This is a genomic window from Bradyrhizobium sp. BR2003, from assembly GCF_009720285.1.
In the GTDB taxonomy this organism is placed as follows: domain Bacteria; phylum Pseudomonadota; class Alphaproteobacteria; order Rhizobiales; family Xanthobacteraceae; genus Bradyrhizobium; species Bradyrhizobium elkanii.
The window spans coordinates 1-26994 of sequence record NZ_SMYJ01000035.1; the positions used below are offsets into that span (position 1 = coordinate 1).

At 63.9% G+C, this 26994-nt stretch carries 23 protein-coding genes, 1 tRNA gene and 1 pseudogene; 12 read left to right on the plus strand and 13 right to left on the minus strand.

The genetic code is table 11. The annotated features are described in order from the left end of the window. Nucleotides 1-300: 300 nt before the first annotated feature. Nucleotides 301-528, minus strand: coding sequence for a hypothetical protein (locus E2I15_RS29015; RefSeq protein ID WP_137482897.1), 228 nt, complete (start codon nucleotides 526-528; stop codon nucleotides 301-303). Nucleotides 529-758: 230 nt separating this feature from the next. On the opposite strand from E2I15_RS29015, the gene E2I15_RS29020 reads away from it, so the two are divergent. Together E2I15_RS29020 and E2I15_RS29025 are read left to right on the plus strand one after the other, a co-directional pair. Then, a complete protein-coding gene (locus E2I15_RS29020) occupies nucleotides 759-1859 on the plus strand; it encodes a DUF1236 domain-containing protein (RefSeq protein WP_137482896.1) in 1101 nt (366 codons plus the stop codon). 56 nt (nucleotides 1860-1915) lie between these two features. Continuing rightward, on the plus strand, nucleotides 1916-2239 hold the full coding sequence (locus E2I15_RS29025) for a hypothetical protein (protein ID WP_246668353.1): 324 nt from the start codon (nucleotides 1916-1918) through the stop codon (nucleotides 2237-2239). A 199-nt stretch (nucleotides 2240-2438) separates the two neighbouring features. Here E2I15_RS29025 and E2I15_RS29030 read toward each other — a convergent pair whose 3' ends face one another. Further along, entirely contained in the window at nucleotides 2439-2837 is a 399-nt protein-coding gene (locus E2I15_RS29030) for a transposase (protein ID WP_155262619.1), read from the minus strand. A 314-nt stretch (nucleotides 2838-3151) separates the two neighbouring features. Further along, nucleotides 3152-3547: a PRC-barrel domain-containing protein gene (locus tag E2I15_RS29035; protein ID WP_137482894.1), complete on the minus strand. Its 396-nt coding sequence runs from the start codon at nucleotides 3545-3547 to the stop codon at nucleotides 3152-3154. A gap of 641 nt (nucleotides 3548-4188) precedes the next feature. Here E2I15_RS29035 and E2I15_RS29045 point away from each other — a divergent pair. The 4 genes and pseudogenes from E2I15_RS29045 (at nucleotide 4189) to E2I15_RS39900 (ending at nucleotide 6175) form a co-directional block, all read left to right on the plus strand. Further along, nucleotides 4189-4338: a hypothetical protein gene (locus E2I15_RS29045; protein ID WP_155262620.1), complete on the plus strand. Its 150-nt coding sequence runs from the start codon at nucleotides 4189-4191 to the stop codon at nucleotides 4336-4338. Between the two features lie 139 nt (nucleotides 4339-4477). Continuing rightward, a complete protein-coding gene (locus E2I15_RS39595) occupies nucleotides 4478-4726 on the plus strand; it encodes an alpha-amylase family glycosyl hydrolase (RefSeq protein ID WP_349629421.1) in 249 nt (82 codons plus the stop codon). 28 nt (nucleotides 4727-4754) lie between these two features. Next, nucleotides 4755-5782: pseudogene (locus E2I15_RS29050) on the plus strand (alpha-amylase family glycosyl hydrolase); the annotation flags it as partial. Nucleotides 5783-5821: 39 nt separating this feature from the next. Continuing rightward, a complete protein-coding gene (locus E2I15_RS39900; RefSeq protein ID WP_502707207.1) occupies nucleotides 5822-6175 on the plus strand; it encodes a hypothetical protein in 354 nt (117 codons plus the stop codon). Here E2I15_RS39900 and E2I15_RS29055 read toward each other — a convergent pair. Both E2I15_RS29055 and E2I15_RS29060 read right to left on the minus strand, forming a co-directional pair. Next, a complete protein-coding gene (locus tag E2I15_RS29055; protein ID WP_137478502.1) occupies nucleotides 6163-7770 on the minus strand; it encodes an alpha-amylase family glycosyl hydrolase in 1608 nt (535 codons plus the stop codon). The genes E2I15_RS39900 and E2I15_RS29055 overlap by 13 nt on opposite strands. 207 nt (nucleotides 7771-7977) lie before the next feature. Then, nucleotides 7978-8790, minus strand: coding sequence for an RMD1 family protein (locus tag E2I15_RS29060; RefSeq protein ID WP_137478501.1), 813 nt, complete (start codon nucleotides 8788-8790; stop codon nucleotides 7978-7980). A gap of 176 nt (nucleotides 8791-8966) precedes the next feature. Between E2I15_RS29060 and E2I15_RS29065 the strand changes: the two genes are divergently transcribed. Then, nucleotides 8967-9635 carry an MBL fold metallo-hydrolase gene (locus E2I15_RS29065; protein WP_026192007.1) on the plus strand — a complete coding sequence of 223 codons (669 nt, stop codon included), beginning with the start codon at nucleotides 8967-8969 and terminating at the stop codon, nucleotides 9633-9635. Nucleotides 9636-9643: 8 nt separating this feature from the next. Here the strand turns inward: E2I15_RS29065 and E2I15_RS29070 are convergent, their stop codons facing one another. Both E2I15_RS29070 and E2I15_RS29075 read right to left on the minus strand, forming a co-directional pair. Continuing rightward, nucleotides 9644-10825, minus strand: a complete 1182-nt coding sequence (locus E2I15_RS29070) for an extracellular catalytic domain type 1 short-chain-length polyhydroxyalkanoate depolymerase (protein ID WP_170991479.1) — start codon at nucleotides 10823-10825, stop codon at nucleotides 9644-9646. A gap of 209 nt (nucleotides 10826-11034) precedes the next feature. Continuing rightward, entirely contained in the window at nucleotides 11035-12441 is a 1407-nt protein-coding gene (locus E2I15_RS29075) for an MFS transporter (protein ID WP_137478500.1), read from the minus strand. Between the two features lie 272 nt (nucleotides 12442-12713). Here E2I15_RS29075 and E2I15_RS29080 point away from each other — a divergent pair, with 272 nt between their 5' ends. Continuing rightward, nucleotides 12714-13955: an LLM class flavin-dependent oxidoreductase gene (locus E2I15_RS29080; RefSeq protein ID WP_137478499.1), complete on the plus strand. Its 1242-nt coding sequence runs from the start codon at nucleotides 12714-12716 to the stop codon at nucleotides 13953-13955. Between the two features lie 318 nt (nucleotides 13956-14273). Here the strand turns inward: E2I15_RS29080 and E2I15_RS29085 are convergent, their stop codons facing one another. Next, nucleotides 14274-15116 carry an SDR family NAD(P)-dependent oxidoreductase gene (locus E2I15_RS29085; RefSeq protein WP_137478498.1) on the minus strand — a complete coding sequence of 281 codons (843 nt, stop codon included), beginning with the start codon at nucleotides 15114-15116 and terminating at the stop codon, nucleotides 14274-14276. Nucleotides 15117-15294: 178 nt separating this feature from the next. Here E2I15_RS29085 and E2I15_RS29090 point away from each other — a divergent pair, with 178 nt between their 5' ends. From E2I15_RS29090 to E2I15_RS29100, 3 genes are all read left to right on the plus strand, one after another. After that, on the plus strand, nucleotides 15295-16257 hold the full coding sequence (locus tag E2I15_RS29090) for a sensor histidine kinase (protein ID WP_018269225.1): 963 nt from the start codon (nucleotides 15295-15297) through the stop codon (nucleotides 16255-16257). Nucleotides 16258-16503: 246 nt separating this feature from the next. Beyond that, on the plus strand, nucleotides 16504-18234 hold the full coding sequence (locus E2I15_RS29095) for a putative bifunctional diguanylate cyclase/phosphodiesterase (RefSeq protein ID WP_137478497.1): 1731 nt from the start codon (nucleotides 16504-16506) through the stop codon (nucleotides 18232-18234). A 258-nt stretch (nucleotides 18235-18492) separates the two neighbouring features. Further along, nucleotides 18493-18897, plus strand: a complete 405-nt coding sequence (locus tag E2I15_RS29100; protein ID WP_028335598.1) for a YccF domain-containing protein — start codon at nucleotides 18493-18495, stop codon at nucleotides 18895-18897. 21 nt (nucleotides 18898-18918) lie between these two features. Here the strand turns inward: E2I15_RS29100 and E2I15_RS29105 are convergent, their stop codons facing one another. From E2I15_RS29105 to E2I15_RS29115, 3 genes are all read right to left on the minus strand, one after another. Beyond that, on the minus strand, nucleotides 18919-19176 hold the full coding sequence (locus E2I15_RS29105; protein ID WP_240536778.1) for a GCG_CRPN prefix-to-repeats domain-containing protein: 258 nt from the start codon (nucleotides 19174-19176) through the stop codon (nucleotides 18919-18921). A gap of 108 nt (nucleotides 19177-19284) precedes the next feature. Then, nucleotides 19285-20283, minus strand: coding sequence for an alpha/beta fold hydrolase (locus tag E2I15_RS29110; protein WP_246668019.1), 999 nt, complete (start codon nucleotides 20281-20283; stop codon nucleotides 19285-19287). Between the two features lie 137 nt (nucleotides 20284-20420). Then, on the minus strand, nucleotides 20421-21500 hold the full coding sequence (locus E2I15_RS29115) for an LLM class flavin-dependent oxidoreductase (protein ID WP_137478496.1): 1080 nt from the start codon (nucleotides 21498-21500) through the stop codon (nucleotides 20421-20423). 129 nt (nucleotides 21501-21629) lie between these two features. On the opposite strand from E2I15_RS29115, the gene E2I15_RS29120 reads away from it, so the two are divergent. Beyond that, a tRNA-Arg gene (locus E2I15_RS29120) sits at nucleotides 21630-21706 on the plus strand. 55 nt (nucleotides 21707-21761) lie between these two features. Here E2I15_RS29120 and E2I15_RS29125 read toward each other — a convergent pair. Both E2I15_RS29125 and E2I15_RS29130 read right to left on the minus strand, forming a co-directional pair. Next, entirely contained in the window at nucleotides 21762-22082 is a 321-nt protein-coding gene (locus tag E2I15_RS29125) for a hypothetical protein (RefSeq protein WP_137478495.1), read from the minus strand. Between the two features lie 69 nt (nucleotides 22083-22151). Further along, a complete protein-coding gene (locus E2I15_RS29130) occupies nucleotides 22152-26975 on the minus strand; it encodes an NAD-glutamate dehydrogenase (RefSeq protein ID WP_155262621.1) in 4824 nt (1607 codons plus the stop codon). Nucleotides 26976-26994 lie beyond the last annotated feature (19 nt).

A 26994-nucleotide genomic window follows, 5' to 3' on the forward strand; every position in this document is an offset into this window, starting at 1 on the left:
CGGGGAGATGTCGACGAATTTGCATATCGCTTGATGTCACTGCCGCTCGACTCGAATCGCGAAGGAAGTTTTCCTGCGTGCGCGAGGGTCGGGCTCTCAGCTCGTTCGGTAAAGAGGAAACGGCCCACCCGAGCAATCGGACGAGCCGTTCCGAAGCGACTTCTATATGCTAAATGCATGTGAACCAATAGCTGGCGCCGCTGATGACGATCACCGCGGGAGCGCCCCACAGCAGAAATACCGGCATCGGTGGTCCTGCTCTTTTTTCTTGGTCAGCCGAAATCGGCCCAGGCGAAATCCTTACTGTTCGGTGCAGACCTTCGTGGTCTTGACGGCGGATTCGGCTTCCGTCTTGGTCTTGTAAACGCCATCGCCCACGACCGTCGTGGTGGTCGTCGTCGGCTTGGTATCGACAACGGTGCACTTCTTGGTGGTGGCATCGCGCACGATATAGAACTCGGCCGCGCTGGCAGCCTGCGTGCCGAGAGTGAACGCGGCGAGCGCGCCGCAAAAGATAAGCTTCTTCATGATGTCTCCTCCAATGGCTTCTAAGTAGTCACTGCCAACGAGCGAGCTGGCGCGAAGTTCCTTTTGTTCCGGATAGCTGGGAGGCCGCGCGTCGCCGCAATGCGGGGATGATTCCTCTGCCGCCCGGAAGGATTTTCGGCTGCGCCGTTTCAACCGATTTGCCGAAACTTCCCGGGCAGGAACCCGACGCTTGGTCCGGTGTTGTTCGGCGACTATTAGGAGGATTTCAGATGAAGCGTTTATTCTTGGCTACGACCGCCGCAGTCGCGCTCGCGACTTCGGCTCTCGCGCAATCTTCTCCGGGCACGTCGAACTCCAATCCGTCGGCTACGCAGCGTCAGCAGGATTCCACATCGGCGCCGCCGCCGTCCTCTTCGGCGTCGACACCGTCGTCCAACTCCTCTTCGGGATCCGCGCAGGCCAATCCTTCGACGAATTCGACCCAGACACAGCCTCCGTCATCGGCCGGCCAGAGCGCTGCAGGCCAGACGTCCAACTCGGGTACGACCACGCAGGCGCCTACGTCGAACAGCTCCGCCAACCAGGCGCGGACCACCCAGCCCTCAAACCAGACCAATCCACCTTCGAACGAGGCGCAGACCAATCCGCCTGCAAACAAACAGACGCAGAGCGCGAACCCGCCGGCTTCAGGCACCAATCAGGCGCGGTCCCCGACGGGTAGCAATTCGACCACCACGGCCCAGCAGCCGAACAGCCAGCATAACACGGCCGATCGCTCGTCGAACACGAACGTAAATGCGTCTGTAAACATCAACGATCAGCAGCGCACCCGGATCAGCACTTCGATTTCGCACCTGAACGTGAAGCCGCTCAACAACGTGAATTTCTCGTTGTCGGTCGGTGCGGCCGTGCCGCGCGATGTGCGCCTGCAGCCGCTGCCTGCGGAGGTCGTCGAGATCGTGCCGCAGTACCGGGGCTACAACTTCGTGCTGGTGAAGGACGAGATCGTGATCGTGGAGCCCTCCAGCTACAAGATCGTCGCGGTCCTGCCGTACTCGGGCCGCTCCACAGCGGCCGCGCCGGCGCCCGCCGAGCAGCGCAAGACGACGTTCACCGACAAGGATCGCGAGGTGATCCGCAAGCACGCCAAGGCGCGCCCGCTCGAGCGCGAGCGTCGCACCACGGGCAGCACGGTTCGTACCGAGATCCGCACCGGAGAGCGCGTGCCGGAGGGTGTGGAGATCGAAGCGTTCCCCGAAGAGGTCTATCGGGATGCTCCGACCCTGCGCGAGTACCGGTACATCAACCGGGATAGCCGCACCTACATCGTCGAACCCCATGCGCGTCGCATCATCGAAGAGATCGACTGACCCGCCAAGGAGACCACCCAAAAGACCATCGCGCTAGGAGCTCTCGCGGCGCCCCTGTGGCGTCGCCCGCGAGTATTGCACCTGCGGCCACCGCGTCGATGGAGGTCGCGTGCATCGAGCACGTGCGCCTCGTCTGCGATGTGTATGGCCGCTGCTACCGGACCCGTGATCGCCGCTATGTCCAACGCTACTACGGCGGAGACGACGGCTATATGGTCCGCCGGAGCTACGGCTACTACAGCGGGCCGGGCTACTACGATCGCGGTTACGGCTTTTACAGCGGTAGCATCGGTTTCAGCTTGGCACCCGGAGCTGGTGAACTGGAAGAAAAGGCCGCTCTCTGCGCGGCCCTTTCGACGTCAATCCTGTTTCTTCGGTGATGAGATGTCCGCTGTTGCGAAGCTCCTTGGTCAGAGGACTCAATTGCTCGCGCGGCTCGAAACCGATCCCGGCTCGAACGAGCGCGCCGAAATCCCGGCGCTCCTCGCCAAGATCGAGACCGCGCTGAAGTTGCTCGGCACCCAGGAATTCCGCTGCTGTAGGCGAAGACGAGCCTCTGGGGAGCAAAGGATCGAGGGATTAGAGCTTTCCCGAAGTCTTCCTCGCGGCGCTTCCCAGGCTTGGCGGACGAAGGCCCAGGGGGTTCGCTCCTTGGGGCAGCGCGTCACCGCAAGGACGAGGGCGCGAAGAAGGGCCTGTGCGTCGGAGCGCCGGGACCCAGCGGCGGCCGCTCTTGATGTGGCGTTTGCCATGACGCTTCCCGTCGCCATAGGGAGCAGCACCTAATAGCGCCGCGGCGATCTCGTTGCTCACCTGCCCGAGCTCCGGCATTCCTGCGATGAGGTTTGCGGAGGTCATTTCGGCGAAGCCAGGCACGCTCTCGATGATTTCAGCACGTTCGGCAACGTGTGGTGTGCTCTTGATCTTGGCAGAGATGGCGGCCTCGAACTTGGCAATTTCGCCGGCCACGCTTTTCAAGCCGCGGGCATTCGCTTTCTGAGCCGGTCCTGGCGCTGCATGTCCGCTTTGGCTCTGCAATCGTATCTTAAGTTCGAGCAGGCCTATCCGAGCTTCCTCGAATTCCGCAACGCCTACTCCGATTCAGAGCTTGGAGCACCTTTCAAGGTGCGCTCTAACTCTACGAGGGCATTCAGCACCAGGTTGCGCCGATAGAGCGAGCGGAGCTACGGCGCGAACTGGTGCGGCGCAAGTCGAAGTTTGCGGAAGTCGACTGGCCGTGATCTTCACCTCGACCAAGCGCGAGCGCCCAATCGAACGCTCGCGCCGACGCGCTACTTCTTCTCGGGCACCCAAGTGGTGCTTGCGCGGTCGTATTTGAAGCCCGGAGCGCCCTTCAGATCGTCCTTGGTTTCGTCCAGGGTCAACCACCACTTGTCGTTCTTCTTGGCGGTCTTGACGGCGGTAAAGGGCACGATGACATCCTTCTCGCCAGCGCCGAGAAACCCGCCGACGCCGATCACAAGACCGGTGATCTTGCCGGTCTTGTCTACGAGAACGTCGTCGATGTCGCCGATCTTGCTTTCCTTCGGATCGTAAACGGCTTGCTTGTAGTAGTTCGTGACCGTCCAGCTTTCCGTCGGCGCCGCCGTGAGCACGGTTGTCGCGGCAAAGGCACCCGTGGCTAGGGTCGCCGCCAGCAAGGATCCGATAGCAAAAGATGTCTTCATCTCGTTGTCCTCCGTGAATAGTATGATCTCAACCAACGGGAAAATGTGGCAAACGTTCCAAAGTCGGAACATCGGGAAGTTAGCAGCGAAGTCCGGCGATGATCAGAGTCTCGCGCTGCGTGCAAATCTTCTTGACCCAGTCGTTGCCGCGTCGGCTGGCATAAGTGCTGTCGCGGACTTCGACACGGCGCCTTCAGCACGGAAACCAGAGAGAAAGTTGCTCGTGCCATGATGGGCTCCTCGTTGTTGATGGAGCCGCCGTCTTCTGAATTCAGTACTTGGGTAACGGGTAGTGTAGCGAACAACTCAATTCAATTATCGGCTTATTACTTGAAGGCGTTTCTCGGGCTGAAGAAAGTCGTTGCCTGGGTGATCAGACATTCCCGCGCTATGGCTTTCACGTCAGTGCGGTGATGTAGAAGATGAACTCAGGGTATATCCTGTACATTTTTCCGCTCCTCATTCTTGCCGAGTTCTGCTTCCTCTTGAATGATCTTCTGGCGCTTCTGACGAAGCGGCATCTTCGGACGCTGCTCGGCGCAACGTTCTCTGAAGTGAAATTTACGTACGATCTCGTCAACATCAATTCTTAGATGCGCAGCTTCTGACGACAGTCATGCGAGCAGATGCGAAAGTTGACGATGCCGGAAAACGAAATCGATGATAAAGGCAGCGACGCGCTTTTGGAAAAGCTCGCCGCGCTGATCGCCGAGCGCAAGAAATACGTTGCCGAGCACCGAAAGAGCGCGCCAAAGGCATCATCCTTCGATCCGGTGGTCGGGATACGCTGAAGGCGCAGATCAAGCGGTAGCCACTCGGCATGGAGGTCGTGCCGCCCCTTGCGGCACGACGCTCCGATCAGGAACCAGCTGCCGCCACGCCGCTTATTCCTCAGCCGCCGACCCCCGGCGGATCGATGAGGACTGCCCGGTGATTGACGACCTCTGGTACAAGAATGGCGTGATCTACTGCCTCTCCGTCGGCACCTACATGGATGCCAATGGCGACGGCGTCGGCGATTTCAGCGGCTTGCTGCGGCGACTGGACTATCTGCACGGGCTCGGCATCACCGCGATCTGGCTGATGCCGTTTCAGCCTTCGCCCAACAGGGACGACGCTACGACATCTCGAACTATTACGGCGTCGATCCGCGTACGGCACGCTGGGCGATTTCGTTGAATTTACCCATGGCTGCCAGCAGCGCGGCATCCGCGTCATCATCGATCTCGTCGTCAATCACACCTCCGATCAGCACGACTGGTTTCGATCAGCGCGCAGCTCGAAGGACTCGCCGTACCGCGACTGGTACGTCTGGTCGGACAAGAAGCCCGCCAATGCCAACACCGGCATGGTATTTCCCGGCGTCCAGAAATCGACCTGGACGCGCGACAAGCAAGCCGGTGCCTGGTACTTTCACCGCTTCTACGATTTCCAGCCGGACCTCAACACGTCGAACCCGCATGTGCAGGCCGAGACCTCAAGATCATGGGGTTCTGGATTCAGCTCGGCGTCTCGGGCTTCCGCATGGACGCCGTGCCGTTCGTGATCGCGACCAAGGGCGCCTCCAGTCGCAAGCCGGTCGAGCAGTACGACATGCTGCGATCGTTTCGGGAATTCCTGCAATGGCGCCAGGGCAACGCGATCATTCTCGCCGAAGCCAACGTATTACCCGAGACGGACATGGAATATTTCGGGCGTGACGGCGACCGCATGCACATGATGTTCAACTTCCACGTCAATCAGCATCTGTTCTACGCGCTGGCGTCCGCCGACACGAAGCCGCTAGCGAAGGCCCTGACGGCAACCAAGCCACGGCCCGCGACCGCACAATGGGGCTTGTTCCTGCGCAACCATGATGAACTCGACCTCGGCCGCCTCTCCAAGCCGCAGCGCGAGACGGTGTTCAAGGCATTCGGTGCCGACAAGAGCATGCAGCTCTACGACCGGGGCATCCGGCGACGGCTTGCGCCCATGCTAGGCGGCGACCGCCGGCGCATCGAGCTCGCCTACAGCGTGATGTGCACGCTTCCCGGCACGCCCGTGATCCGCTACGGCGATGAGCTCGGCATGGGCGACAATCTCGACCTGCCCGAACGCGGTTGCGCGCGCACGCCGATGCAATGGTCCACTGAGCCCCACGCCGGCTTCACCGAGAGCGACTGCCCATGTGTGCCCATCATCGACAATGGACCGTATGGCTACGAGCACGTCAACGCGGCCAAGCAACGGCGCGACCCCAATTCGATGCTGAACTGGACCGAGCGCATCGTCCGGATGCGCAAGGAAGTCCCCGAGGTCGGCTGGGGAGATTTCAAGGTTATCGCAACCCGAAATCGCGCCATCCTGATCGTCCGGTACGACTGGCGTAACAACTCTGTGCTGTTCGTGCACAATTTCGCGGAAAAGCCGCTCGAGATATCTTTCAACGTCGGGCTGCCCGACGACGCCGGCAATCTCCTCGTCAATCTCCTGACCGAGGACCACAGCCGCGCCGACGATGCCAGTCGCCACAAGCTTCTGATCGAGGCCTACGGCTATCGCTGGTATCGGGTCGGTGGGCTCGACTACCTGCTCAAGCGCAGCGACATCGATACCAATGAGCCCCGCACACGGCGTCAATCGTCCTGATGCGGACCGAGGATCACGCCCTCATTGGCGCGCAGATCGAGCACGCCTTCGACCTTCTCGCCCTGCCGGTCCATCAAGGTCGACAGCAGGACTTCATTGCTGAAGCCGATCGCGCTCGAGGAGACCGACGCGGCGGCCGCGCCGAAATTCAGCGCGATCACGACGACGCCGTCGGTGCTGCGCCGCCGGTAGAGCAGCACATCACCGTGCGCCGCCACCGGCTCATAGCTGCCATGGACGAGCTGCGGCAGCCTTCGCCGCAGCTCGATCAGCGCCTTGTAGAGGTTGAGGATCGACGCCCGCTCCGCCTCGAGACTTGCGACATTGTCGCTGGCAAAGTCCTGCGCCAGCGGCAGCCACGGCGGGGCCGTCGAGAAGCCGGCATGGCGCTCGGCGCTCCATTGCATCGGCGTGCGGCAGCCGTCACGGCCGACGCCGATATCCGGCACGTTCTTCTCGAAGGGATCGCGCACCTGATCCGGCGCAATCGCAACCTGGCGCATGCCGATCTCATCGCCGTAATAGAGCGTCGGCGTGCCGCGCAGCGTCAGCAGCAGCATCGCGGCAACCGGCGCCTGCGCCGGCCCCACCCGGCTCGCCACCCGCGGCCGGTCGTGATTGCCGAGCACCCAGTTTGGCCACGCACCCGGCGGCAGCGCCTTTTCGTAATCGGCGATGATCATCTCGACCGCTCGCGCGCTCCACAAGGTCGACAGCAGCGCAAAGTTGAACGGCATCTGCGCGCCGCGCAGATCGTTGCCGTAATAGGCAACCAGCCGGTGCAGCGGCAGATAGATCTCGCCGATCAGCACGCGGTTGTCGAATTCCTCGGTGACGCCGCGCATCTCGGTGATGACGGTGTGCACCTCGAGCTGATCGGTCGAATATTGCGTCAGCAGCTTCTCGTGCGGTGGCCGGTCCGCCCGATAATGCGGGTTCGTCGGGTTATCGCGGAATTCGGCATCCTTGATGAGGTGCCAGATCACGTCGACGCGAAAACCGTCGACGCCCTTGCGCAGCCAGAAGCGCATCACGTCGTAGATCGCGTCCCTGACCTCGCGATTGCGCCAGTTGAGATCGGGCTGCTGCGCGAGGAAGGCGTGATAATAGTATTGGCCCGAGGCCTCGTCATACGCCCAGGCGCTGCCGCCGAACTCGGACAGCCAGTTGTTGGGCGGGCCGCCGTCCGGCGCCGGATCGCGCCAGATGTACCAGTCGCGTTTGGGGTTGTCGTGAGAGCTCTTCGCCTCGATGAACCAGGGATGCTGGTCGGATGTGTGGTTCGGCACCAGATCGAGGATCAGCTTGAGGCCGGAATCGTGCGCGGCCGCGATCAACGCGTCGAAATCCTCCATCGTCCCGAACGACGGATCGATGCCGGTGTAATCGGAGATATCGTAGCCGAAATCGGCCATCGGCGACGGGAAGATCGGCGACAACCACACCGCGTCGACGCCAAGCCGCGTCAGGTAGGGCAGTCGCGTGATGATCCCCTTGAGATCGCCGATGCCGTCACCGTCGCTATCCTGAAACGAGCGCGGATAGACCTGATAGAAAATGCCGCGCCGCCACCAGTCCCTGTTGTCCTGATCCATCCGGTCCCCCCCAAGCTCGCAGCCCGGCCCCAGGCGGCCCCGCGCCCGGGGGCGGCCGATCGGTTCAGGGATGACGCACAATTCGGGACGGAAAAATGGCGCCGTAGCCGGATGAAGCGAAGCGCAATCCGGGACGAACTTGACCGACTGGCCAGGACTCCCGGATTTCGCTGCGCTGCATCCGGGCTACGCTCATCGCAAGGCCCATTAGTGCCGGGCCATCGCCAGCTGATAGATGGTGATCAGCACCTCGAACAGGATCAGAAAGACGATGATCAGCTCCAGCCGCAGCGAGCGGCTGGTGTCGATGATATCGGTCAGCACCTGCGCGGTCTCGGCAACCACCGCGAGCTTGCGGTTCAGCGATTCCGCACGCTCCTTCAATTCATACTCGTCCTCGAGCCGGGCGTAGAGTCGCTCGAGGTGCGGCTTGTCCCATAGGATATCGGGCTTCTCCGACACTTCGACCGGTCCTGCCACGCGATGCCGCACCAGCAGCGCGTTGCCGATGTGCTTGAGGATCGCAACGCGGCCGCCATGGACGCGGCCACCCTTGGCGAGCTCACGTGCAAGCGGCTCGGTCGTGTCGAAGACGGCCCGGACCTCGCGCTCGTGCCGCGCCAGCACCACGCTTTTCGCCAACGCCTCGCCGACCAGGATCAGCCGCTCCGGCGAGAGGCCTTGCAGATAGATCGGGCCGCCCGGCGGAATCTGATCCTCCTTCTCGGCGGCGAGCTCGATGATTGCGATCTCCTCCTCGCGCCGCGTGAACAGGCCGGTCATGCGCGACTGCAGGCTGCGCAGGAATTCATCCTCCTCCAGCGCATTGAGGCCGATCAGGACGACGACGCCGTAGCGGAACAGGATCGCCACGCCGTTTTCATTGACGCGAAATGCCAGCGGCGTCGTGGCCAGCACGTCGCCGCGCTCGAGGCCCGACGTGTTGATGCGATCCGCGACGAAGAAGGCGCGCGCGGTGGTCCGGGGTCCGCCGATCGGTGATTTGGGAGTCTGGGTCATGAAGTTCCGGACTGCGAGGACTTGAATCATGATCGAGAGCAGCCGCGTACCGGCCTGCTCGCGAACTTGGTCTGCTGGAGGAGACCTTATCACGGTCCGTTTTGGGATCACACGCCGGGGCAGCCGCATTTCCCGGCGCGTGTTGACGGCGTTTGCCGGAAGCCTATGGTGCCGTCATGAACGAGACAACCGACACCAAACCGAAGGCCGGCGCGATCATCGTGCCGGTGACGCTGTTCGAGCAGAACTGCACCATCATCTGGCACGAGCCCACCAAGAAGGCCGTGGTGATCGACCCCGGCGGCGACGTGGCGAAAATCCAGGCCGCGATCAAGCAGACCGGCGTGACGGTCGAGAAGATCTGGCTGACCCACGGCCATATCGACCATGTCGGCGGCGCCGCCGAACTGCGCGACGCGCTGCAGGTCAAGATCGAGGGCCCGCATATCGCCGACAAATATCTGCTCGACAATGTCGTCTCGAGCGGCGAACGCTTCGGCATGACCGGGGTGCGCAATTTCGGGCCGGACCGGTGGCTCGATGAGGGTGATCAGGTCTCGATCGGCGACCTCACCTTCGACATCCTGCACTGCCCCGGCCACTCACCGGGCAGCGTGGTGTTCTTCAACAAGGAGCTGCGCTTCGCCCATGTCGGCGACGTGCTGTTCGCCGGCTCGGTCGGGCGGACCGACCTGCCCGGCGGCAGTCATGCGACGCTGATCCAGTCGATCAAGGACAAGCTGCTGCCACTCGGCGACGATGTCGGCTTCATCTGCGGCCACGGTGCGGGATCGAGCATCGGCCAGGAGCGGATGACGAATCCGTTCCTGACCGGTGAGATGTAGCTACTTCATCAGCCCTTACTCATCAGCCCTGCGGCGGAGAGCGCCCGCGTGATGACGCCGCCGACATCGACACCCTTGCTCCGTCGCTTGCGCGGCCGGCCGCTTTTGCGGCCGGATGCCACCTCCGGCTCGGCCGCGGGCACCGGTACCGTCATCGAGACCGTGTCGGCGCGCTCGCGCGGAATTCCGGTTGGCGCGATAGGCGGCTGACGAACCTTGTCGGTCAGACCGAAGAAGCTTGCGATGTGATACGACGAGGAGATTCCGGCCTCGATCAGGAACGCGCCCTCCACGCCATAGCGCTCGTCATTGTCGGCAAGCCCGAGCGGCGTGCCATGCGCCATGTCGGCGATGGTGTAGGACTCGACCAGGGTTTCGCCGTCGGCGTTCCACCAGACCTCGCGCGGATGACCATCGACATCCGCCTTCGACATCGCGGCAAGGGGCAGGCCATGCACGTCGAGCCACTGCCGCACGATCGCATCGGCATTGCCCGGATGCACGGTGCGGTCGGCGCTGCCGTGCCACACCGAAATCTTCGGCCAGGCGCCGCCATGCGTCGAGGCGTTGCGGACGAGACCGCCGAGCTCGGGCGCGGACAGCGCGCTGCCATGCATCATCGCGTGCAGCGCTTCGCGCAGATCGGTGGCGACGCCGAACGGCAGGCCGGCGATGATGGCGCCGGCCGCCAACACATCCGGATAGGTCGCGAGCATGACCGAGGCCATCGCGCCGCCGGCGGACAGTCCCGTCACATAGATGCGGCGCGGGTCGATCTCATGCGTGCCGACCAGATGCGCGATCATCTGCCTGATCGACGCGGCCTCGCCCTGCCCGCGCGCGATGTCTTGCGGATTGAACCAGTTGAAGCAGGTGTTGCCGTTGTTGGCAGCCTGCTGCTCCGGCATCAGCAGCGCGAAGCCGTAATGCGCCGCAAGCGCCGACCAGCCGGCGCCGAGATCGTAGGACGCGGCGGTCTGGCCGCAGCCGTGCAAGACCACGACGAGCGCGGGCGACCGCGCCAGCTGCGCGGGCACGAACGAGAACATTTTCAGATCGCCGGGGTTGACGCCGAATTCGGTCGTCTCGACGAGCGGCGTCGGCACGGCCGGCGCGAGTGCGCCAAGGCCGTTGAACGCGTTCATCTTCGGCAGATGACGCAGAAATTCGACGTTGTTGATCAGGGACAACAGCAACTCCTGAGGTGATTTAGTCTTCTGTGTCACCCGAACAGATAATTGCTGCACTGCGAAATGAAAAGACCGTGTGCTGTCTTCCCCTGCGGAATTGTGAGAATCGGCGTTAATGCGTGATCGCGCTGCGGGCTGGGTGAAATGGTTGCCTTAGCACCTTGTTGAGCATGAACTTTTCGAAAGGAACGCACCACATGCATGCGGATTCATGCGCTCACACGGCGCATCCATGACAGAAATGCGGCTGAAATGGTGATCGACAGCACAAACAATGCGCATGCCGCAAACAGCGCCAGACGTGCTGACATCGTGCTCTCGATTGCGAAGAAGACAGCGCCGATGGCGGCAACGCCGGCCGCGTTGCCGATCTGCGTCGTCGTGCCGTACATGCCGGAGCCGGCACCGGCGCTGGCGGGCTGCACGCTCGCGAGCACCGCGCTCGACAGTGGCGCCATCACAAGCCCTTGGCCGTAGCCGAAGATCATCAGCACCAGTGCGAGCAGCAGTGCCGACGGTGCCGCGACCGCCTCAGTTGTCGCGACCAGCACGGCGAGACCGACGATCTGCAGCGCACAGCCCTCGATCAGCACCAGCGTGCCGCGATGCTTGGCGCGCAGGCCGCTGTGACGCGAGGCGATCACGAATGTCAGCGCCAGCGGCACGAACACCAGCCCGGCCTGAAGCGGCGGAATCTGCAAGCCCTTCTGCATGAACATGGTCATGATGAGGTAGAACGACAGGTTGGCGAAGAAGAAGAAAAACACCGCGACCAGCCCGCGCATGAAGGCGCGATCCGACAGCAGCGACAGATCGATCAGCGGCATGCCGCCGCGGCGCGCGACAGACCGCTCGAGCCGCACGAAGGCCGCGATCACAGCGATGCCCGCTGCCATCACCAGCCACACCCATGCCGTCCAGTTGAGATCATGGCCGAACAGCAGCGGACCGATCAGGCACAGCAGGCCCGCGAACAGCACGATCGCGCCCGGGATATCGAGCCGCGTGCCGGCGCGGCGCGGCACCGTCGGCATGATCTTCAATGCCGCCAAGATGATGACGACGCCGCACGGCACGTTGACGAAGAACACCGCGCGCCAGCCGAGCCCCGCGAGGTCGAGCGTCACCAGCACGCCGCCGAGCATGAAGCCGGCGGCGCCCGCGAGCCCCAGCACGATGCCGTAGATGCCGAACGCCCGCGCGCGGGCGGCGTCTGTGAACAGCAGATGCAGCGTCGCCAGCACCTGCGGCACCATCAGCGCCGCGGTGGCGCCCTGCGCGAGCCGCGCGACGATGAGTTCATGCCCGGACTGCGCGAGACCGCACCACAGCGAGGTCGCCGAGAATCCGGCGACGCCGGCGATGAACACGTTCCGGGTGCCATGGATGTCGCCAAGCCGGCCGCCGGTGACCACCAGCGTGGCATAGGCGATCAGGTAGATCGCGATCACGGCCTCGATCTGCGCCGGCGTCGCGTGCAGCTCCGCCGCGATCGTCGGGATTGCGACGTTGACGATGAAGGCATCGACGCCGAACATGAATTGCGCTGACACCACGATCGCCAGCACCCACCAGCGGCGGGATGTGTCCGCTCGCGTCGAAACGATCTGGTGCATGTCCTGTCCTGCCCGAAATGACGTTACGGCGGACATCAGCAGATTCCGGTCATCGCTTCGATTACCTGCGAGGTAAGCCCGGGATCACAGACGCTGGGAGCCTGGCTGCCAATTTGCGTTGACGCGCTGGGAAACATTCCGGACGGCGGCAATCGCCGCCGATTTGCGCAACAACCATGCGACCGCCGCAACCCCCGAGCATTGCCTTGCCCCGGGCCACCCCGTAGGTTGGCGGAAAGCCCCCGATAACAATAGTCCGGAGAGAACGACCCATGGCGCGCCTCAAGTTCGGAGCCTTCCTCGCCCCGCATCACCCGATCGGCGAGCATCCGATGCTGCAATTCCGCCGCGACCTCGACTTCGTCGAGCAGCTCGACACGCTCGGTTACGACGAATTCTGGTGCGGCGAGCACCACTCCTCGGGCTGGGAGACCATCGCCTCGCCGGAGATGTTCCTGGCCGCCGCCGGCGAGCGCACCAAGCGCATCAAGCTCGGCACCGGCGTGATCTCGCTGCCGTACCACCACCCCTTCAACGTCGCGCAGCGCATGGTGCAGCTCGACCACATGACCGGTGGCCGCGCCATCTTCGGCTCCGGCCCCGGTGCGCTCGCCTCCGACGCCCATACGCTCGGCATCGACCCGATGGCCCAGCGCGACCGCCAGGACGAGGCGATCGCGGTGATCCGCCGCCTGTTCAACGGCGAGCGCGTCACCGCCAAGACCGACTGGTTCGAGATGCACGACGCCGCGCTGCAGATCCTGCCGCTGCAGGAGGACATGCCGTTCGTGGTGGCCTCGCAGATCTCGCCGTCGGGCATGACGCTCGCCGGCAAATACGGCATCGGCATCATCTCGCTCGGCTCGATGTCGACCCAGGGCCTGATGGCGCTGCCGCAGCAATGGCAGTTCGCCGAGGACGCCGCCAAGAAGGCCGGCACCACCGTGAGCCGCGCCAACTGGCGCGTGCTGCTGTCCTGGCACATCGCCGAGACGCGCGAGCAGGCGCGGCGCGAGGCCGGCGCCGGGCTGATGCGCTGGCACAACGAATATAATGTCGGCACCCTGATGCGGCCGGGCCTGACCGCGTTCTCCTCGCCGGATGAGGCCGTCGACAAGACCGCCTTCGTCGAAGGCGCCGCGTCCACCATCGGCACGCCGGACGATCTGATCAAGATGATCAAGAACCTGATCGATGTCTCCGGCGGTGTCGGCTCGATCATCGGCTTCGCGCATGACTGGGCCAATCCGGAAAATACCCGCCGCAGCTGGGATATGGTCGCGCGCTATGTCGTGCCCGAGATCAACGGCTATATCGACGGCCTGCGCAAGTCGCGCCAGTTCCTGATCGACAACCGCGCCGTGTTCGAACGTGCCGGCCAGGCTGTCATGGCCAAGATCATGCAGAACGACAAGGCCGCCGCCGCGCTTCAACAAACCGGCCCCGGCCGCGTCGCGATCCCCGCCGTGAATGCGCCGGATCTTGCGAAGGCAGCGGCCAAGCAGAAGGTGTGATTTGCGACCCGCTTCCCGAGGGGCGGCGGGAACGCACATCGTGCGACATCCACAACTGTCGTCCTGGCGAAAGCCAGGACCTATAACCACCGCCTTTCGTTGTGAAAGGAATCGTGGCCCCAACATCGCTCAACAATGACTATTCGGGGTAATGCGTCCTGGCTTTCCGCCAGGACGACGGTGGGGATGGTTTGCGATTCAAGACGTCGAGCAGCGCGGTGTCATCATCCGCGCATGCGGCGGTGCACGCTATGAATTGCTTCCGCCTTCGCCAAGGCTTCGGCGGACAAGTCGCTTCGCTCGCAATGACGGATGCGGTTACCCCGCCCCCTGATCGAACGCCTTGCGCAGCGCGACGTAGCCGGCCTGCTGCTGGCTCCAGTTGCGGCCGCCGGTGATGGCGCCGTCGATCAAGAGGTCATGGCCGTTGATGAAGCTCGATTCGTCGCTCGCCAGAAACACCGCGGCATGCGCGATGTCGTCGGGCAGGCCGGCGCGCGGGATCGGCTGCGCCGCCTTGTAGACCTCGCGCATCACGGCGGCGGTCTTTTCGGCCGCTTCCGTCGACAATCCGAGCGCCTTGCCGAAAATGCCGGTGGCGATCGCACCGGGCGAGATCGAGTTGACGCGGATGCCGGACTCGCCGAGCTCCATCGCGACGCATTTGGTGAAATGGATGACCGCGGCCTTCGCGGCACCGTAGACCATCGACGAGGAGAAGCCGGCGAGCCGTCCGGCGATGCTGCCATTGTTGATGATGCTGCCGGAACCCTGTTTGCGCATGTAGGGCGCGGCATGTTTCATGCCGAGCATGACGCTGCGCACCAGCGTCGCCATCGCGGCGTCGAACCGCGCGACGTCGAGGCCTTCGATGCCCCCGGTCTGCGCCGGGCCGCCGGCATTGTTGAACAGGCAGTCGATCCGGCCGAACTTCTCGACCGCAAGTGCGATCAGCGCCTGCATCTGTTCCTCGACCGTGACGTCGATCTGACGAAACACGCAAGCCTCGCCGAGCTGTTGCGCCAGTGCCTCGCCCTCCGGCGCGCGCCGCCCGGCGATCACGACCTTCGCGCCCTCCGCGACAAAGATCTCCGCCGTGCGTAGCCCGATGCCGCTGGTCGCTCCTGTGATCACCGCGACCTTGCCGTTCAGCCGTCCCATGTCGGTGCCTCAACTTACGTATGATGTTGCGGATATTCCCCGGCTCCTGCTGCCAATACAAGCACTTGCACGCTGCCACGCCCGCAAGGTCCGCCTGTGGCCAGAAGGCCACAACTGCGGTTTTTCGGTCGCAGCGGCCTTATTTTGGGTCGCCTGTTCACGTGAACTGGAACGAGCAATGGCGAAATGGATCGATGATTTCAGGGCGTGTTGGCGGGGCGATGCCCAGCCGTCGGTGCGGCTTGCGGTCGCCTTCGCGGTGCTTTGTCTCGTTTTGGCCACGGCCGCGCGCTTCGGGCTGGCCCAGATCCGGCCGGACGTGTTCTTCACGCCCTATTTCCCGGCGGTCTTCTTTGCCACCGCCCTTGGCGGTTTCCGGATCGGGATCGCAACCGCGCTGGCGAGCGGCCTGCTCGGCGTGGTGCTCAATTTCAGCGGCGCGCACGCCGATCCGGCGCGCTTTGCGCTGCTGATGATCTTCTGGGTTGTGTGCGGCATCGCGATCTGGGGCGTGGAGCACTACCGTTCCCTGGTCGCGCAGCAGCGCGAAGTTTCCAAGCGGCTGATCGAGGAAGAGCAGTACCGCAAGGTCGTGGTCGACGAATTGCAGCACCGGTTGAAGAACAAGTCCTCGACCATTCACGCCGTGCTGCATCAGGCGCTGCAGGACCGGCCCGATGTTTGGCAGCGCATCGACCATCGCATCCGCGCGCTCTCGGCGACCGACGATCTGATCGCGCGGGTCGATGGCTATGGCTGCGATATCAAGGATTTGCTGCGCTCGGAACTCGGGCCCTACGGCCACGTGCGGTTCAACCTCAATGGCGAGCAGCTGTTCCTGCCCGCCAAGCTCGCCGTCTCGCTGGCGCTGATCTTCCATGAGCTCGCAACCAACGCCGGAAAATACGGCGCCTTCTCCTCGCCGCGCGGATTTTTACAAGTGTCATGGACGGTCGATGACGGACGTCTCAACGTGATCTGGGACGAGACCGAAGGACCGGTGGTCGAGGCGATCGGCGAAGCCGGCTTCGGCACCAAGCTGCTCAAGTCGGCGCTGCGGCCGTTCGACGGCAAGACCGAGATCAGTTACCTGAAGACCGGCGTTCACTGCACCATGCAGTGCAAGCTTCCGAGCTGTTGATAAGTCGCCTTTCCGGCACACGCGCATGTGTTGATGCAACCGCGCGTGCCGCAATCGCTTTCACCAGCGGCCGCAGCCGACATTGATACTCTGTTAATGACGATTGCCGCGACGGCTTGCGAAAGCCGTCGCGGTCTCATTCTGTCACGGCATTTCGCAGGTCCGCTTAACCAAAACTACAACGGACTTTGCCAAGGTCGGCGCATGCATAGTCTCACCAGACACGATTTTCAGACCGGCGCGGCAGTGACCGGCCAAGACGATATTTCCAGCAATGAATTACGGATCCTGCGCGACCTTCTCCAACTGCTGCCGGCGGGCGTGACCGTCCAGGACGAGCAGGGCGAGCTCATCCTGGTGAATGAAGCAGCCGCGAGCCAGCTGCAGCTGGCGGCCAGCGCGAGCCAGCCGTCCCCGCTCGACGAGCGCCACGCCGCCAACCTCGACCTGCTGCGCAGCGGCCGTCCGGTGGTGCTCGAGGAAGTGCTCTCCTGCGGCGCGTCCAAATACGTGTTCCTGACCTCGCACCGGCCGGTCCGGATCGCCGGTCGCAATCTCCTGATCTCGACCTCGACCGACATCAGCGAGCAGAAGGCGTTCGAGGACCAGCTGTTCCGCTCGGCCTATTACGACGAGCTGACCGGCCTGCCGACCCGCCGGGTGATCGAGCACCGCGTCAGCGGCCTGATCCGCGACGATTCGCAAAGCCATTTCGCGCTCGCCTTTCTCGACGTCGACAACTTCAAGCACATCAACGACTATTACGGCCACGCGATCGGCGATGCGCTGCTCGTCGAACTGTCGAAGCGACTCGGCCACGCGCTGCGCGAAACCGATATCCTGTCGCGCATCTCCGGCGACGAATTCCTGCTGCTGCTCAACCCGATCAGCGGCAATGACGAAGTCGCCGAATTCATCCAGGTCATGCAGGAGCGGCTGAAGGCGCCGTTCTTCATCGAGGACTCCGAGATCTTCGCCTCGACCTCGATCGGCGTCAGCCTCTATCCGATGCATGGCCGGAGCTACGAGGCGCTGCGCCAGAACGCCGACATCGCGATGTACCGCGTCAAGAACAACGGCAAGGGCTCGACCGCGTTCTTCGACAACAGCATGGAGCGCGAGGCGCTGGCGCGGATGAAGATCGAGCAGTCGCTGCGGCTGGCGATCCTGGAAAAGCGCTTCTGCTGCGCGTTCCAGGCCAAGGTCGATATCCGTACCCAGGAGGTGAAGGGCATCGAGGCACTGGTGCGGCTGCGCGACGACGAGGGCGTGATCCAGGCGCCGGGCACCTTCATCAACCTCGCGGTCGAGCTCGGCCTGATCGACGAGCTGACGTTCCTGGTGCTGGCGGAGATCGTCAAGTCGATCGACCTGATCAACGACACGTTCGGTCCGACGGCGACGATCAGCATCAATGTCGCTGCCAAGCAGGCCTCCAACCTCGAATTCATGCGCCGGTTCGCGCGCGCGCTCGATGAGACCGGCTTCCCGAAGCGCTTCATGATCGAGGTGACCGAGGACGCGTTCGTGACGCGGTCGCATTTCCAGGACCAGATCCTGCCGATCCTGCGCGGCATCGGCGTCGGCATCTCGATCGACGATTTCGGCATCGGCTATTCGTCGCTGTCGGCGCTCGCCGACATCACCGCCGACGAGATCAAGATCGACCGCTCCTTCATCACCGATATCCATCAGCGGCCGCGCAGCCAGGGCATTTTGCGCGCGATCGAATCGCTGAGCGATGCGCTGGGCATGACCGTGATCGCCGAGGGCATCGAGTCCTACGAGGAGCTGACCTATCTGCAGGCGGCGACCAAGATCCGCTATGCCCAGGGCTATTACTTCGCCAGGCCGATCTTCCTCGAGGATTTGAAGCCGGGGACGCCGGTCGCCAGCGAAACGCGCGCCAGCATGGCCGCGCGCCCGGCCCTGGAAGGCCGCCAGACCTATTCGCGCGCCAGCGGTTTTAGGCGGTAGCAGGTTTCCCTCTTTCGCAAGTTCGTCATGGCCGGGTCAAGCCCGGCCATGACGACGTCGGATTTTGCAGCGGCAGCGCTCCTTCTCCAGCGCGGCCTTGTAGACGGCATCGCTGACCTTCTTGTCGCGATAGAGCGCGATGCCGAGATCGTACAGCGCGGCCTCGTCACGGCAGGCGCGCGGTTAGGCCACACCTACCGCAGCGCGGGGCAGCGGCGTATATAAGGCGTAGTTCCAAGCGGCGCGAAGGTGTCAGCCATGCAGCCTGTGTCTATCCTCCTGAACATCCTCTGGATCCTGATCGGCGGCGCGTGGATGGCGTTCGGCTGGCTGATCGCGGCCGTGATCATGGCTGTGACCATTATCGGGCTGCCCTGGGCGCGCGCCGCCTTCAACATCGCGGTCTACACGCTGCTGCCGTTCGGCTCGCGTGCGGTGCGCCGCGATGAGGTGACCGGCACGTCCGACATCGGCACCGGACCGCTCGGGGTAATCGGCAATCTGATCTGGTTTATCCTGGCCGGCTGGTGGCTCGCGATCGGCCATGTGATCACCGCGATCCTGCTCGCCGTGACCATCATCGGCATCCCCTTCGCCTGGGCGCATCTCAAGCTTGCCGGCATCGCGCTGTGGCCGATCGGCAAGGTGATCGTACCGGCGTGACGCTGGCCTGGCCGTCTGCGGCTAGAGCCAATCCTTCGTCGTCTGCGAACAGGCCTGGAGGTCGCGCCGCCAGATGAAGCCACCGCCGCCACACGGGGGGCGAGCGCGCGAGGTGGCGGGGCACTCGTTCCTGACCCGCGCGCCGGTGCCCCAGCCGTCGATCACGCAGGCACCTCGCGAGGTCCTGTGGCAACCGTCGCCGCATCCCTCTGCGGCATTGGCCGGGGTCAAGCCGAGGAAGGCACCGGCTGTCAGAAGCGTGATCAAGCCTGCTCTCATGATGTTCTCCATCGAGCTGTCGGTCGTGATGCTCCATTCGCGACACGAGCGTAGGCGATCTCGGTGCCGCTTGCCACCGAATCCGCGCACAAATTCCGGTGTGTGGGCTCAGCGCGCCGGCTCGCAGCCGGGGATATCGAACACCGCGGTCAGGCCGCAGGGCGAGTTGAGCATCTTGCCGCCCGCGTGGCCGACGCCGGGCACATCCCATACGCTGTGGTTTGGCGTGCCCTCGTCGCGGGCCTGCATCGCGGCGGCATAGGAATGCCCGCGCGCGTAACGGTACGGCCCTTCGGCTTCCGCCATGCAGGATTTGTCGAGCGCAGGATGATTGGGGTTGGTGTCGAGCGTCCCGAGCAGGTAGATCACGCGGCGCGCGACATAGGCCTGCTCCAGCGCGGCCGGCGAAGGTTCGGCGAGATAGGGCGGGCGGTTGTCCATGCCGAATTTCCAGCTGTTGTAGCCATGGCAGTTCGCCGCGATCGCGGGCTCCGGCCGCTCCTTGGTGAAATAGGCGTAGGAGGACGGATTAGCGACCACATAGGGCACGCCGATGCCCTGACGCAGCAGCACCTGGTCGCCCTTCACCGCGATCGCATAGCGCTGCACCACCTGGCCGCCGCCGGAATGACCGAACACGATGACCTGCTGCAGGTTCGGAAACAGCTTGCGATCGCCGAGCTTCGCCAGGATGGCGTCGAGCGCCTCGAACGAACTCGCCGGGCTCGGTGCCAGCGCAGGCTCGCCGCCCTGCCAGCCATAGAGGCTCCAGCGCAGCGTTTCCGCCGGCAGCTTGAATGCCTCGACGTCGGACTCGATCAGGAATTGCGGCGCGATCATCAGCGTGCTCTTGCCAACGTCGCCCGCCGCGGCCTGCGCGCTCAGCGCCGCGCGAAAATAGTCGTCGGCATTGCGCAGCACGCCGTGCAGCACAAGCACGGCGCGGGTGACATCCGGCAGCGGATTGGACCAGTCGGCCGAGAGGTAGAGCGGAAAGCTCGCATTGCCGACGGCAAGCCGCGCATTGGCGATCTCCTTGACCGGCTTCCGGTCGCGCTCGGTCTGTGCCTGGGTCGCGGACGCTGCGGGTACGTGCGCCGCCGCCACGACGAGCAATGCCGCGGCCGCAAGCCTAGGCCCGGTGATGCATGGTTCTACTCCGTTGCTGCCGCGAGCTCGGCTGGATCATCGCGCGTCAGGCGCAGATTCACCCGTGAATTTTCGGAAAGCTTCCGGATCGCGCCTCAGGCGACGAGCCGCCCGCGATTGTTGGCGGCGAGGATCGGGCGGATCAGGCGGCCGAACCGCTCGGCCTCCTCGTCGTGCAGATAGCCGGACAGGCAGAAGGAGTGGCAGCCGGCATCGATGAACTGCTGCAAGGTGGCGGCGCATTGCGCGGGATTGCCGACCACGGCGATGCCGGCGCCGGGCCGCACCTTGGTGATGCCGGTCCACAGATGCGGCATCAACAGATCGCCATAGTCGCGCGCGAGCTGCTGCACGCGCTGGTTGGCCTCGGAACGATTGTAGAGCGTCTTCATCTCCTGCTTCTGCCGTTCGGTGGCGTGGCGCACCAGCTGGTCGGCCGCCTCCCAGGCATCCGCCTCGTTCTCGCGGCAAATCACCTGCAGCCGCATGCCGAAGCCGATCGCATCCTCGCGGTCATGCGCCCGCGCCATCCGCCGGATCTCGGCGATATTCTCCGCGATGCGATTCGGCAGGTCGCCCCAGAACAGATGGACGTCGGAATGCTTCGCCGACACCTCCCAGGCCTGCCGCGAGCCGCCGCCGAGATAGAATCTTGGGAACGGCTGCTGCAACGGACGCGGCCGGATATGCGCGCCGGAGATGGTGTGAAATCTGCCCTGGAAATGTACCGGGCCGCGAGTCGTCCATAGCGCTTTCAGGATCGAGACCTCCTCCTCCATCAGCGCGTAACGCTCTTCCTTGGGCTGGCGCACGCCCTCGGCCTCGACCTCGCTCTCGTTCTGGCCGGCGATCAGATTGATGCAGATCCGCCCACCCGACATCTGGTCGAAGGTCGAGATCATCTTTGCCATCAGCACCGGGTTGATATAGCCGGGCCTTGCTGCGATCAGTGGCTTGATCCGGCTGGAGCGCGCCGCCATGAACGCGCCCGTGATCCAAGCCTCCCAGCACACGGAGCCGACCGGGATCAGCAGATACTCGAAGCCGGCGTCCTCGGCGGCTGCGACCACGCGCTCACAGAGTTCCGGCGAGCCGGCGATCTGCGCCTCCATCAGCCCATAGGCCGTGGTGTCGCCATGTGTGGGCAGATACCAGCCGAATTCCAGCGGACGCATGGGCAAACTCCCTCGAAAGACGGCCTTTTTTCCGCGGCCTGTCATATTGTCGGGGGCAGTTTACAGCCCTTGACCGGCCGGACAACGCCGTTGCCGACAGGGAGCCAATCAGCTAAATGAACCCTGCACGCACCCGTAGCTCAGCTGGATAGAGCGTTGCCCTCCGAAGGCAAAGGTCACACGTTCGAATCGTGTCGGGTGCGCCATTGCCGCTTCGTTTGCCGCCGATCAATTGTAGCCTTTGCTGCGCTTCCCGCGGCTTTAAGGGATTCTTGCCATAACGTTGGGCCGGTTTTTCTCGAGCCAGGCGACGGCCTCGGGTCCATCGACGACACACTCGAAGGTTTCCCAGATTGGGTCCTCCAGAGATTCCAGTTGCAGTCGATTCGCCGCATACGCAACGAGGTCGTGCAGGCGTTCGTATCCTTGTCTGCGCTCGAGGGAGTCTGCAATCGCTGTGCTGGTCCATCCTCGTTGGGCCAAATCGACAATGCTCGGAGCGTCAGCCTCGCTGAACCACGGTGTGGCATCGAACTCGATGCAGCGAACATTGTCGGCGGTATGGCATGTGGCGTGGATCATTGGATTCCTCCGTTTGCCGGCTATACCTGCGCCAGCATTGTGCTTCTCACATCGCGGCCTCGCACGCCCTCAGGCCTTGACCAAATCCCCCAGCAGGTTCGCCGCCACCGTCAGCTTGGCGAGGGTCAGGCCGCTGGCAGCGATCTCCTCGACCGAGCGGCGGATACGCGTCGCCTCGGGGTGAGCCGCGAGCCAGGTCTCGACGGCCTGCTGACCAGACTGGCCGGTTGCCAGCATATCGGCGGCCAGTCTCCTTTCGGCGCCGGCGATCTGCTCGACGGCGCGATCGATGGCCATGCGTTCGAAATAATCGTTGGCCGGCACACTGCGTGCGGCGGCGATGATGCGGTCGAGACGGAAATTCGCCTCGGCGGCGTAGAAGGTCGCGGCGGCATCGCCGATGGGGCGCCTCGTGCGCTCGGCAACCGTCACGATGTCGGGAGCCGAGACCAAAGCGTCAAGATCGGCGAGCTCGCCGGCAAGGCCGGCCGGGACACCGGCGTCGGCGAGTTCCTGCCGCCGCTTGACGCGCGCGACTTGCAAGTCCGGCGGCAAGACAGTGTCGAGGCCGGCGACGATCTGGCGGATCGCCGGGCCGAAGCGCGCGACGACGGCCTCCAGCCCATCCTTGAAATCGGCATGGCGCACGTACCAGACCATGCGGGAGAGCAGGAGGTCCTGCACTGAAGCGTAGAGGGACAGCTGCAGCTGCCCATCGATGCAGGCGTCGAGCGCGTCGATCGCGTCATTGAGCCACTTCAGGCCGTAACATTCATCGACCGCCACATAGGCCATGACGATGGTCGGGATATCGGCGTCGGTCTCGTCGCTCAGGCGCACGACGCAGGCCGGGCCGCCGCGATTGATCACCGCATTGACGAGGCTGGTCGCGATGATCTCCCGCCGCAGGCGATGCAATCCGGCCGCGGTCGGGAATTTGTCCTGAATCTCGCGCGGAAAATACTGGGATAGTTCGCGGGCAAGATAGGGGTCATCGGGCACGCTGGTGACGAGCAGGTCATCGTAGAGGGTCAGCTTGGCGTAGGCGAGCAGCACGGCAAGCTCGGGCCGCGTGAGGGACTGGCCGCGCCGTGTGCGCTCGGTGAGCGCGGCGTCGTCGGGCAAGAACTCCACAGCGCGGCTGAGCAAGCCGCGCTGTTCGAGCGACTGCATCAGGCGGGTGAGGAAGCCGGTCTCGGCCACACCCTTGCGCTCGGCCAGCGAGAGCGCCAGCGTCTGCAGATAGTTGTTGCGCAGCACCAGCGCGCCGACCTCGTCGGTCATCGCGGCAAGCAGGCTGTTGCGGTCAGCGGGACTGAGGCGTCCCTCGCGCTCGGGCCGCGCCAGCGCGATCTTGATGTTGACCTCGACGTCGGACGTGTTCACGCCGGCCGAATTGTCGATGGCGTCGGTGTTGAGCTTGACGCCCTTCTGCGCCGCTTCGATGCGGCCGCGCTGGGTAACGCCGAGGTTGGCCCCTTCGCCGATCACCCGGGCGCGCACGTCGCCACCCGCGATGCGGATCGGATCGTTGGCGCGGTCCCCGACCTGATCGTCGCTTTCCCCGGAGGAGCGGATATAGGTGCCGATGCCGCCAAACCACAACAGATCTGCGCGAGCCTTCAGGATCGCCGTCATCACCTCGAAAGGCGTGGCTTGCGGCTTGTCGAGATCGAGCAGCGTGCGCACTTCCTGCGCAAGCGGGATCGCCTTGAGCGAGCGCGAGAACACGCCGCCGCCCTGCGAGATCAGCGACTTGTCGTAGTCCTGCCAGCTCGATCGCGGCAGATCGAACAGGCGCTTGCGCTCGGCGAAGCTGGTCGATGGATCGGGCGAAGGATCGATGAAGATGTCGCGATGATCGAAAGCCGCCACAAGCCTTGTCGCCGGCGAGAGCAGCATGCCATTGCCGAAGACGTCGCCCGACATGTCGCCGACGCCGACCGCGGTGAACGGCATGGTCTGAATGTCGGTGCCGAGCTCGCGGAAGTGGCGCTTGACCGCCGTCCAGGCGCCGCGCGCCGTGATCCCCATCTTCTTGTGGTCGTAACCCTGGCTGCCGCCGGATGCGAAGGCATCGCCGAGCCAATGGTTCTTCTCGGCCGAGATCGCGTTGGCGACATCGGAGAAGGTGGCGGTGCCCTTGTCGGCGGCAACGACGAGGTAGGGGTCGTCGCCGTCGTGGCGCACGGTGGATTCGGGCGGCACGATGATGTCGCCGTCGAGATTGTCGGTGAGTTCGAGCAGCGAGCGAACGAAGATGCGATAGCTTTCGGTGCCCTCCGCGAGCCAGGCGTCGCGCTGGGAAGGCGGCGGCAGGCGCTTGGGCACGAAGCCGCCCTTGGCACCGACCGGCACGATCACGGCGTTCTTGACCTGCTGCGCCTTCACCAGGCCGAGGATCTCGGTGCGGAAATCCTGCGGCCGGTCGGACCAGCGCAAGCCACCGCGCGCAACCTTGCCGAAGCGCAGGTGAATACCTTCGACACGAGGGGAATAGACGAAGATCTCGTAGAGCGGTCGTGGAGCGGGCAAGTCGTCGATCCGGCGCGCCTCGAACTTGAAGGAGATCACCGGACGCGGATGTCCATCCTCGCCGATCTGCCATAGATTGGTGCGAACGGTCGCCTGTACCAGATTGGTGAAGCGGCGCAGGATGCGGTCTTCATCGAGCGAGGCGACGGATTTGATCTGTTCCTCGATCTCGGCAAGCAAGGCCGCCTCGCGCGCCGCTCGCTCGGCGTCCGTCAAGCCGAGGCGCGGATCGAGGCGGGTCTGGAACATCGCGACCAGGCTGGCCGTGATCGCGGCGTTCTTGCGCAACGTTTCCCACATGTAATCCTGGGTGAACGGAGCGCGGATCTGGTGCAGATAACGCGACAGCGCCCGGATGGTCGAGACTTCCCGCCAGCTTAGGGCGGTGCGCAGGATCAGGCCGTTATATCCATCGGATTCGGCGCGATCGGTCACCACCGCCATGATCGAGGCTTCCAGGCGATGGCTGAATTCCGGGTTGATCTCGATGGGCTGGCCGTCACTGGTCTCGATCGTCATGTCGTGCAGCCAGACCGGCGCAGACCTGGTGCCGGGCACGATCTGATAGGTGCGTTCGTTGACCACGCGCAGGCCGTGATTCTCGATCACCGGCACGCGGTAGGACAACGACAGCGGTACGGCGTCCGAAAACACCTTGAGGCCGAAGCGCCTCGGATCGTCGCCTTCGATGCGGTAAACCGAAATCGTTACCGGGCGGGCCGGCGTCAGCTTTTCGACGGTCGTGATATCGGCGATCGCCTGCTCCGCGCCGAACACCTCGGTATAGCCGCCGCTGAAGGCCTGGGCATATCGGTTGGTGAGCATGCGCGCCCGCATGCCATCGGTCGACGCGGTGAGCGCGGCCTTCAGCTTGTCGGCCCAGGTCGCGGCAATGGCGCTGATCCAGGCTTCGAGCAGAGCGCGGTCGACGACGGGCGTTTTGCCTTCATAGCGTCCGATGATGAAGTGGACGCGCGCAAGTGCCCCTTCAGGGAATGATACGTAGGAGGCGGACAGCTTCCCTTTGTAGGCCTGCGCCAAAAAGGCTCCGACGCGCGTGCGGACGTCGGTGTCGTATTTGTCGCGCGGAATGAAGGTGAGGATGGAGACAAAGCGATCGAACTTGTCGACCCGCGGCAGCGCCCGGACGCGCGGACGCTCGTAGAGAATCAGAATCTCGATGACGAAGTTGTAAAGCGTGTCGACGTCGATCTGGAACAGCTCGTCGCGCGGATAGTCTTCGAGAATATGCATCAGCGCCTTGCCGGAATGGCCGTTCGGGTCGAAGCCCGCGCGCTGCAGCACCCGCGAAACCTTGTGGCGGACATAAGGGATCTGCCGTACCGAGCGAGTATAGGCGCCCGAGGTGAAAAGGCCGACGACGCGCAATTCGCCTTCGAGCCGGCCGTCGGGCGAGTAGAGTTTGATGCCCACATAATCCATCCGGGTGCGGCGATGGACGCGGCTGGAGACATTGGCCTTGATGACGATCAGCAGGGTCGGCTCGTGCATGAACTCGCGGATTTCCGGCGTCATCACCACCATTTCGCTGCCGCGGCGCAGGACCTTCACGTCCGGATCGCGCAGGATGCCGAGGCCTTCGCCGGTTGTAATGTCGTCCGACGCGTCACTGTCGGGCGAGAAGCGATATTTGCGCACGCCGAGGAAAGTGAAATTGTCCGCGCAGAGCCATTGCAGGAACTGATTGGCTTCGGCGAGTTCGTCGATCGGCAGCGGCGGCGGATTGGAGGAGAACGTCTTGATCGCTTCCTCGACACTGTCACGCATGACGCGCCAGTCGGCAACGCAGGCGTGGACATTGTTCAACGTCCTGGTCAGGCCGTCGATCAGCTTCTGGCGATCGGAATCCGCGTCCAGGCGGGTGATGTGGAGATGAATCAGGCTCTCGCGCGCGCCCTTTGCTCCCTCCGGCAGTGCTTCCCCGTAGAATCGCAGCAGCTTGCCCCCATCATCGCGCTCCACGGCGATGATCGGGTGAGCGACCAGGGTGACCTCAAGGCCCTGCTCGGCGAGCTCCGCCATGGTGGAGTCGAACAGGAAAGGCATGTTGTCGTTGAGAATTTCGAGAACGGAAATCTCGCGCCCGTTCGGCAATGTCGGATTGACGACGCGGATATCGGCGCTGCCGGCTGTGCGCCGCTGCACGTGCTCCCAGGCCTGCTCAGCCAGGAGGGCAAGCGAGGCGGCATCGTAATTGGCGAGATCCTCGATATTGGTGTAGCCGAACAAGGGCTCGGCAAAGGCCCGGGGGCTCTTGCCCGCCGGCACGCTGCCCGCTGCATCGCGGATCAGGGCTGCCCGGGCCTTGTCGTCACGCCACGCCATAATGTCCTCCATTTGCCGTGTCGTCCGATCG

Coding starts and splice junctions, on each gene's coding strand:
- E2I15_RS29015 (WP_137482897.1), bottom strand. CDS start 528: ATGAAGAAGCTTATCTTTTGCGGCGCGCTCGCCGCGTTCACTCTCGGC.
- E2I15_RS29020 (WP_137482896.1), top strand. CDS start 759: ATGAAGCGTTTATTCTTGGCTACGACCGCCGCAGTCGCGCTCGCGACT.
- E2I15_RS29035 (WP_137482894.1), bottom strand. CDS start 3,547: ATGAAGACATCTTTTGCTATCGGATCCTTGCTGGCGGCGACCCTAGCC.
- E2I15_RS29045 (WP_155262620.1), top strand. CDS start 4,189: ATGCCGGAAAACGAAATCGATGATAAAGGCAGCGACGCGCTTTTGGAA.
- E2I15_RS39900 (WP_502707207.1), top strand. CDS start 5,822: ATGCGCAAGGAAGTCCCCGAGGTCGGCTGGGGAGATTTCAAGGTTATC.
- E2I15_RS29055 (WP_137478502.1), bottom strand. CDS start 7,770: ATGGATCAGGACAACAGGGACTGGTGGCGGCGCGGCATTTTCTATCAG.
- E2I15_RS29060 (WP_137478501.1), bottom strand. CDS start 8,790: ATGACCCAGACTCCCAAATCACCGATCGGCGGACCCCGGACCACCGCG.
- E2I15_RS29065 (WP_026192007.1), top strand. CDS start 8,967: ATGAACGAGACAACCGACACCAAACCGAAGGCCGGCGCGATCATCGTG.
- E2I15_RS29075 (WP_137478500.1), bottom strand. CDS start 12,441: ATGCACCAGATCGTTTCGACGCGAGCGGACACATCCCGCCGCTGGTGG.
- E2I15_RS29080 (WP_137478499.1), top strand. CDS start 12,714: ATGGCGCGCCTCAAGTTCGGAGCCTTCCTCGCCCCGCATCACCCGATC.
- E2I15_RS29085 (WP_137478498.1), bottom strand. CDS start 15,116: ATGGGACGGCTGAACGGCAAGGTCGCGGTGATCACAGGAGCGACCAGC.
- E2I15_RS29090 (WP_018269225.1), top strand. CDS start 15,295: ATGGCGAAATGGATCGATGATTTCAGGGCGTGTTGGCGGGGCGATGCC.
- E2I15_RS29100 (WP_028335598.1), top strand. CDS start 18,493: ATGCAGCCTGTGTCTATCCTCCTGAACATCCTCTGGATCCTGATCGGC.
- E2I15_RS29105 (WP_240536778.1), bottom strand. CDS start 19,176: ATGAGAGCAGGCTTGATCACGCTTCTGACAGCCGGTGCCTTCCTCGGC.
- E2I15_RS29115 (WP_137478496.1), bottom strand. CDS start 21,500: ATGCGTCCGCTGGAATTCGGCTGGTATCTGCCCACACATGGCGACACC.
- E2I15_RS29125 (WP_137478495.1), bottom strand. CDS start 22,082: ATGATCCACGCCACATGCCATACCGCCGACAATGTTCGCTGCATCGAG.
- E2I15_RS29130 (WP_155262621.1), bottom strand. CDS start 26,975: ATGGAGGACATTATGGCGTGGCGTGACGACAAGGCCCGGGCAGCCCTG.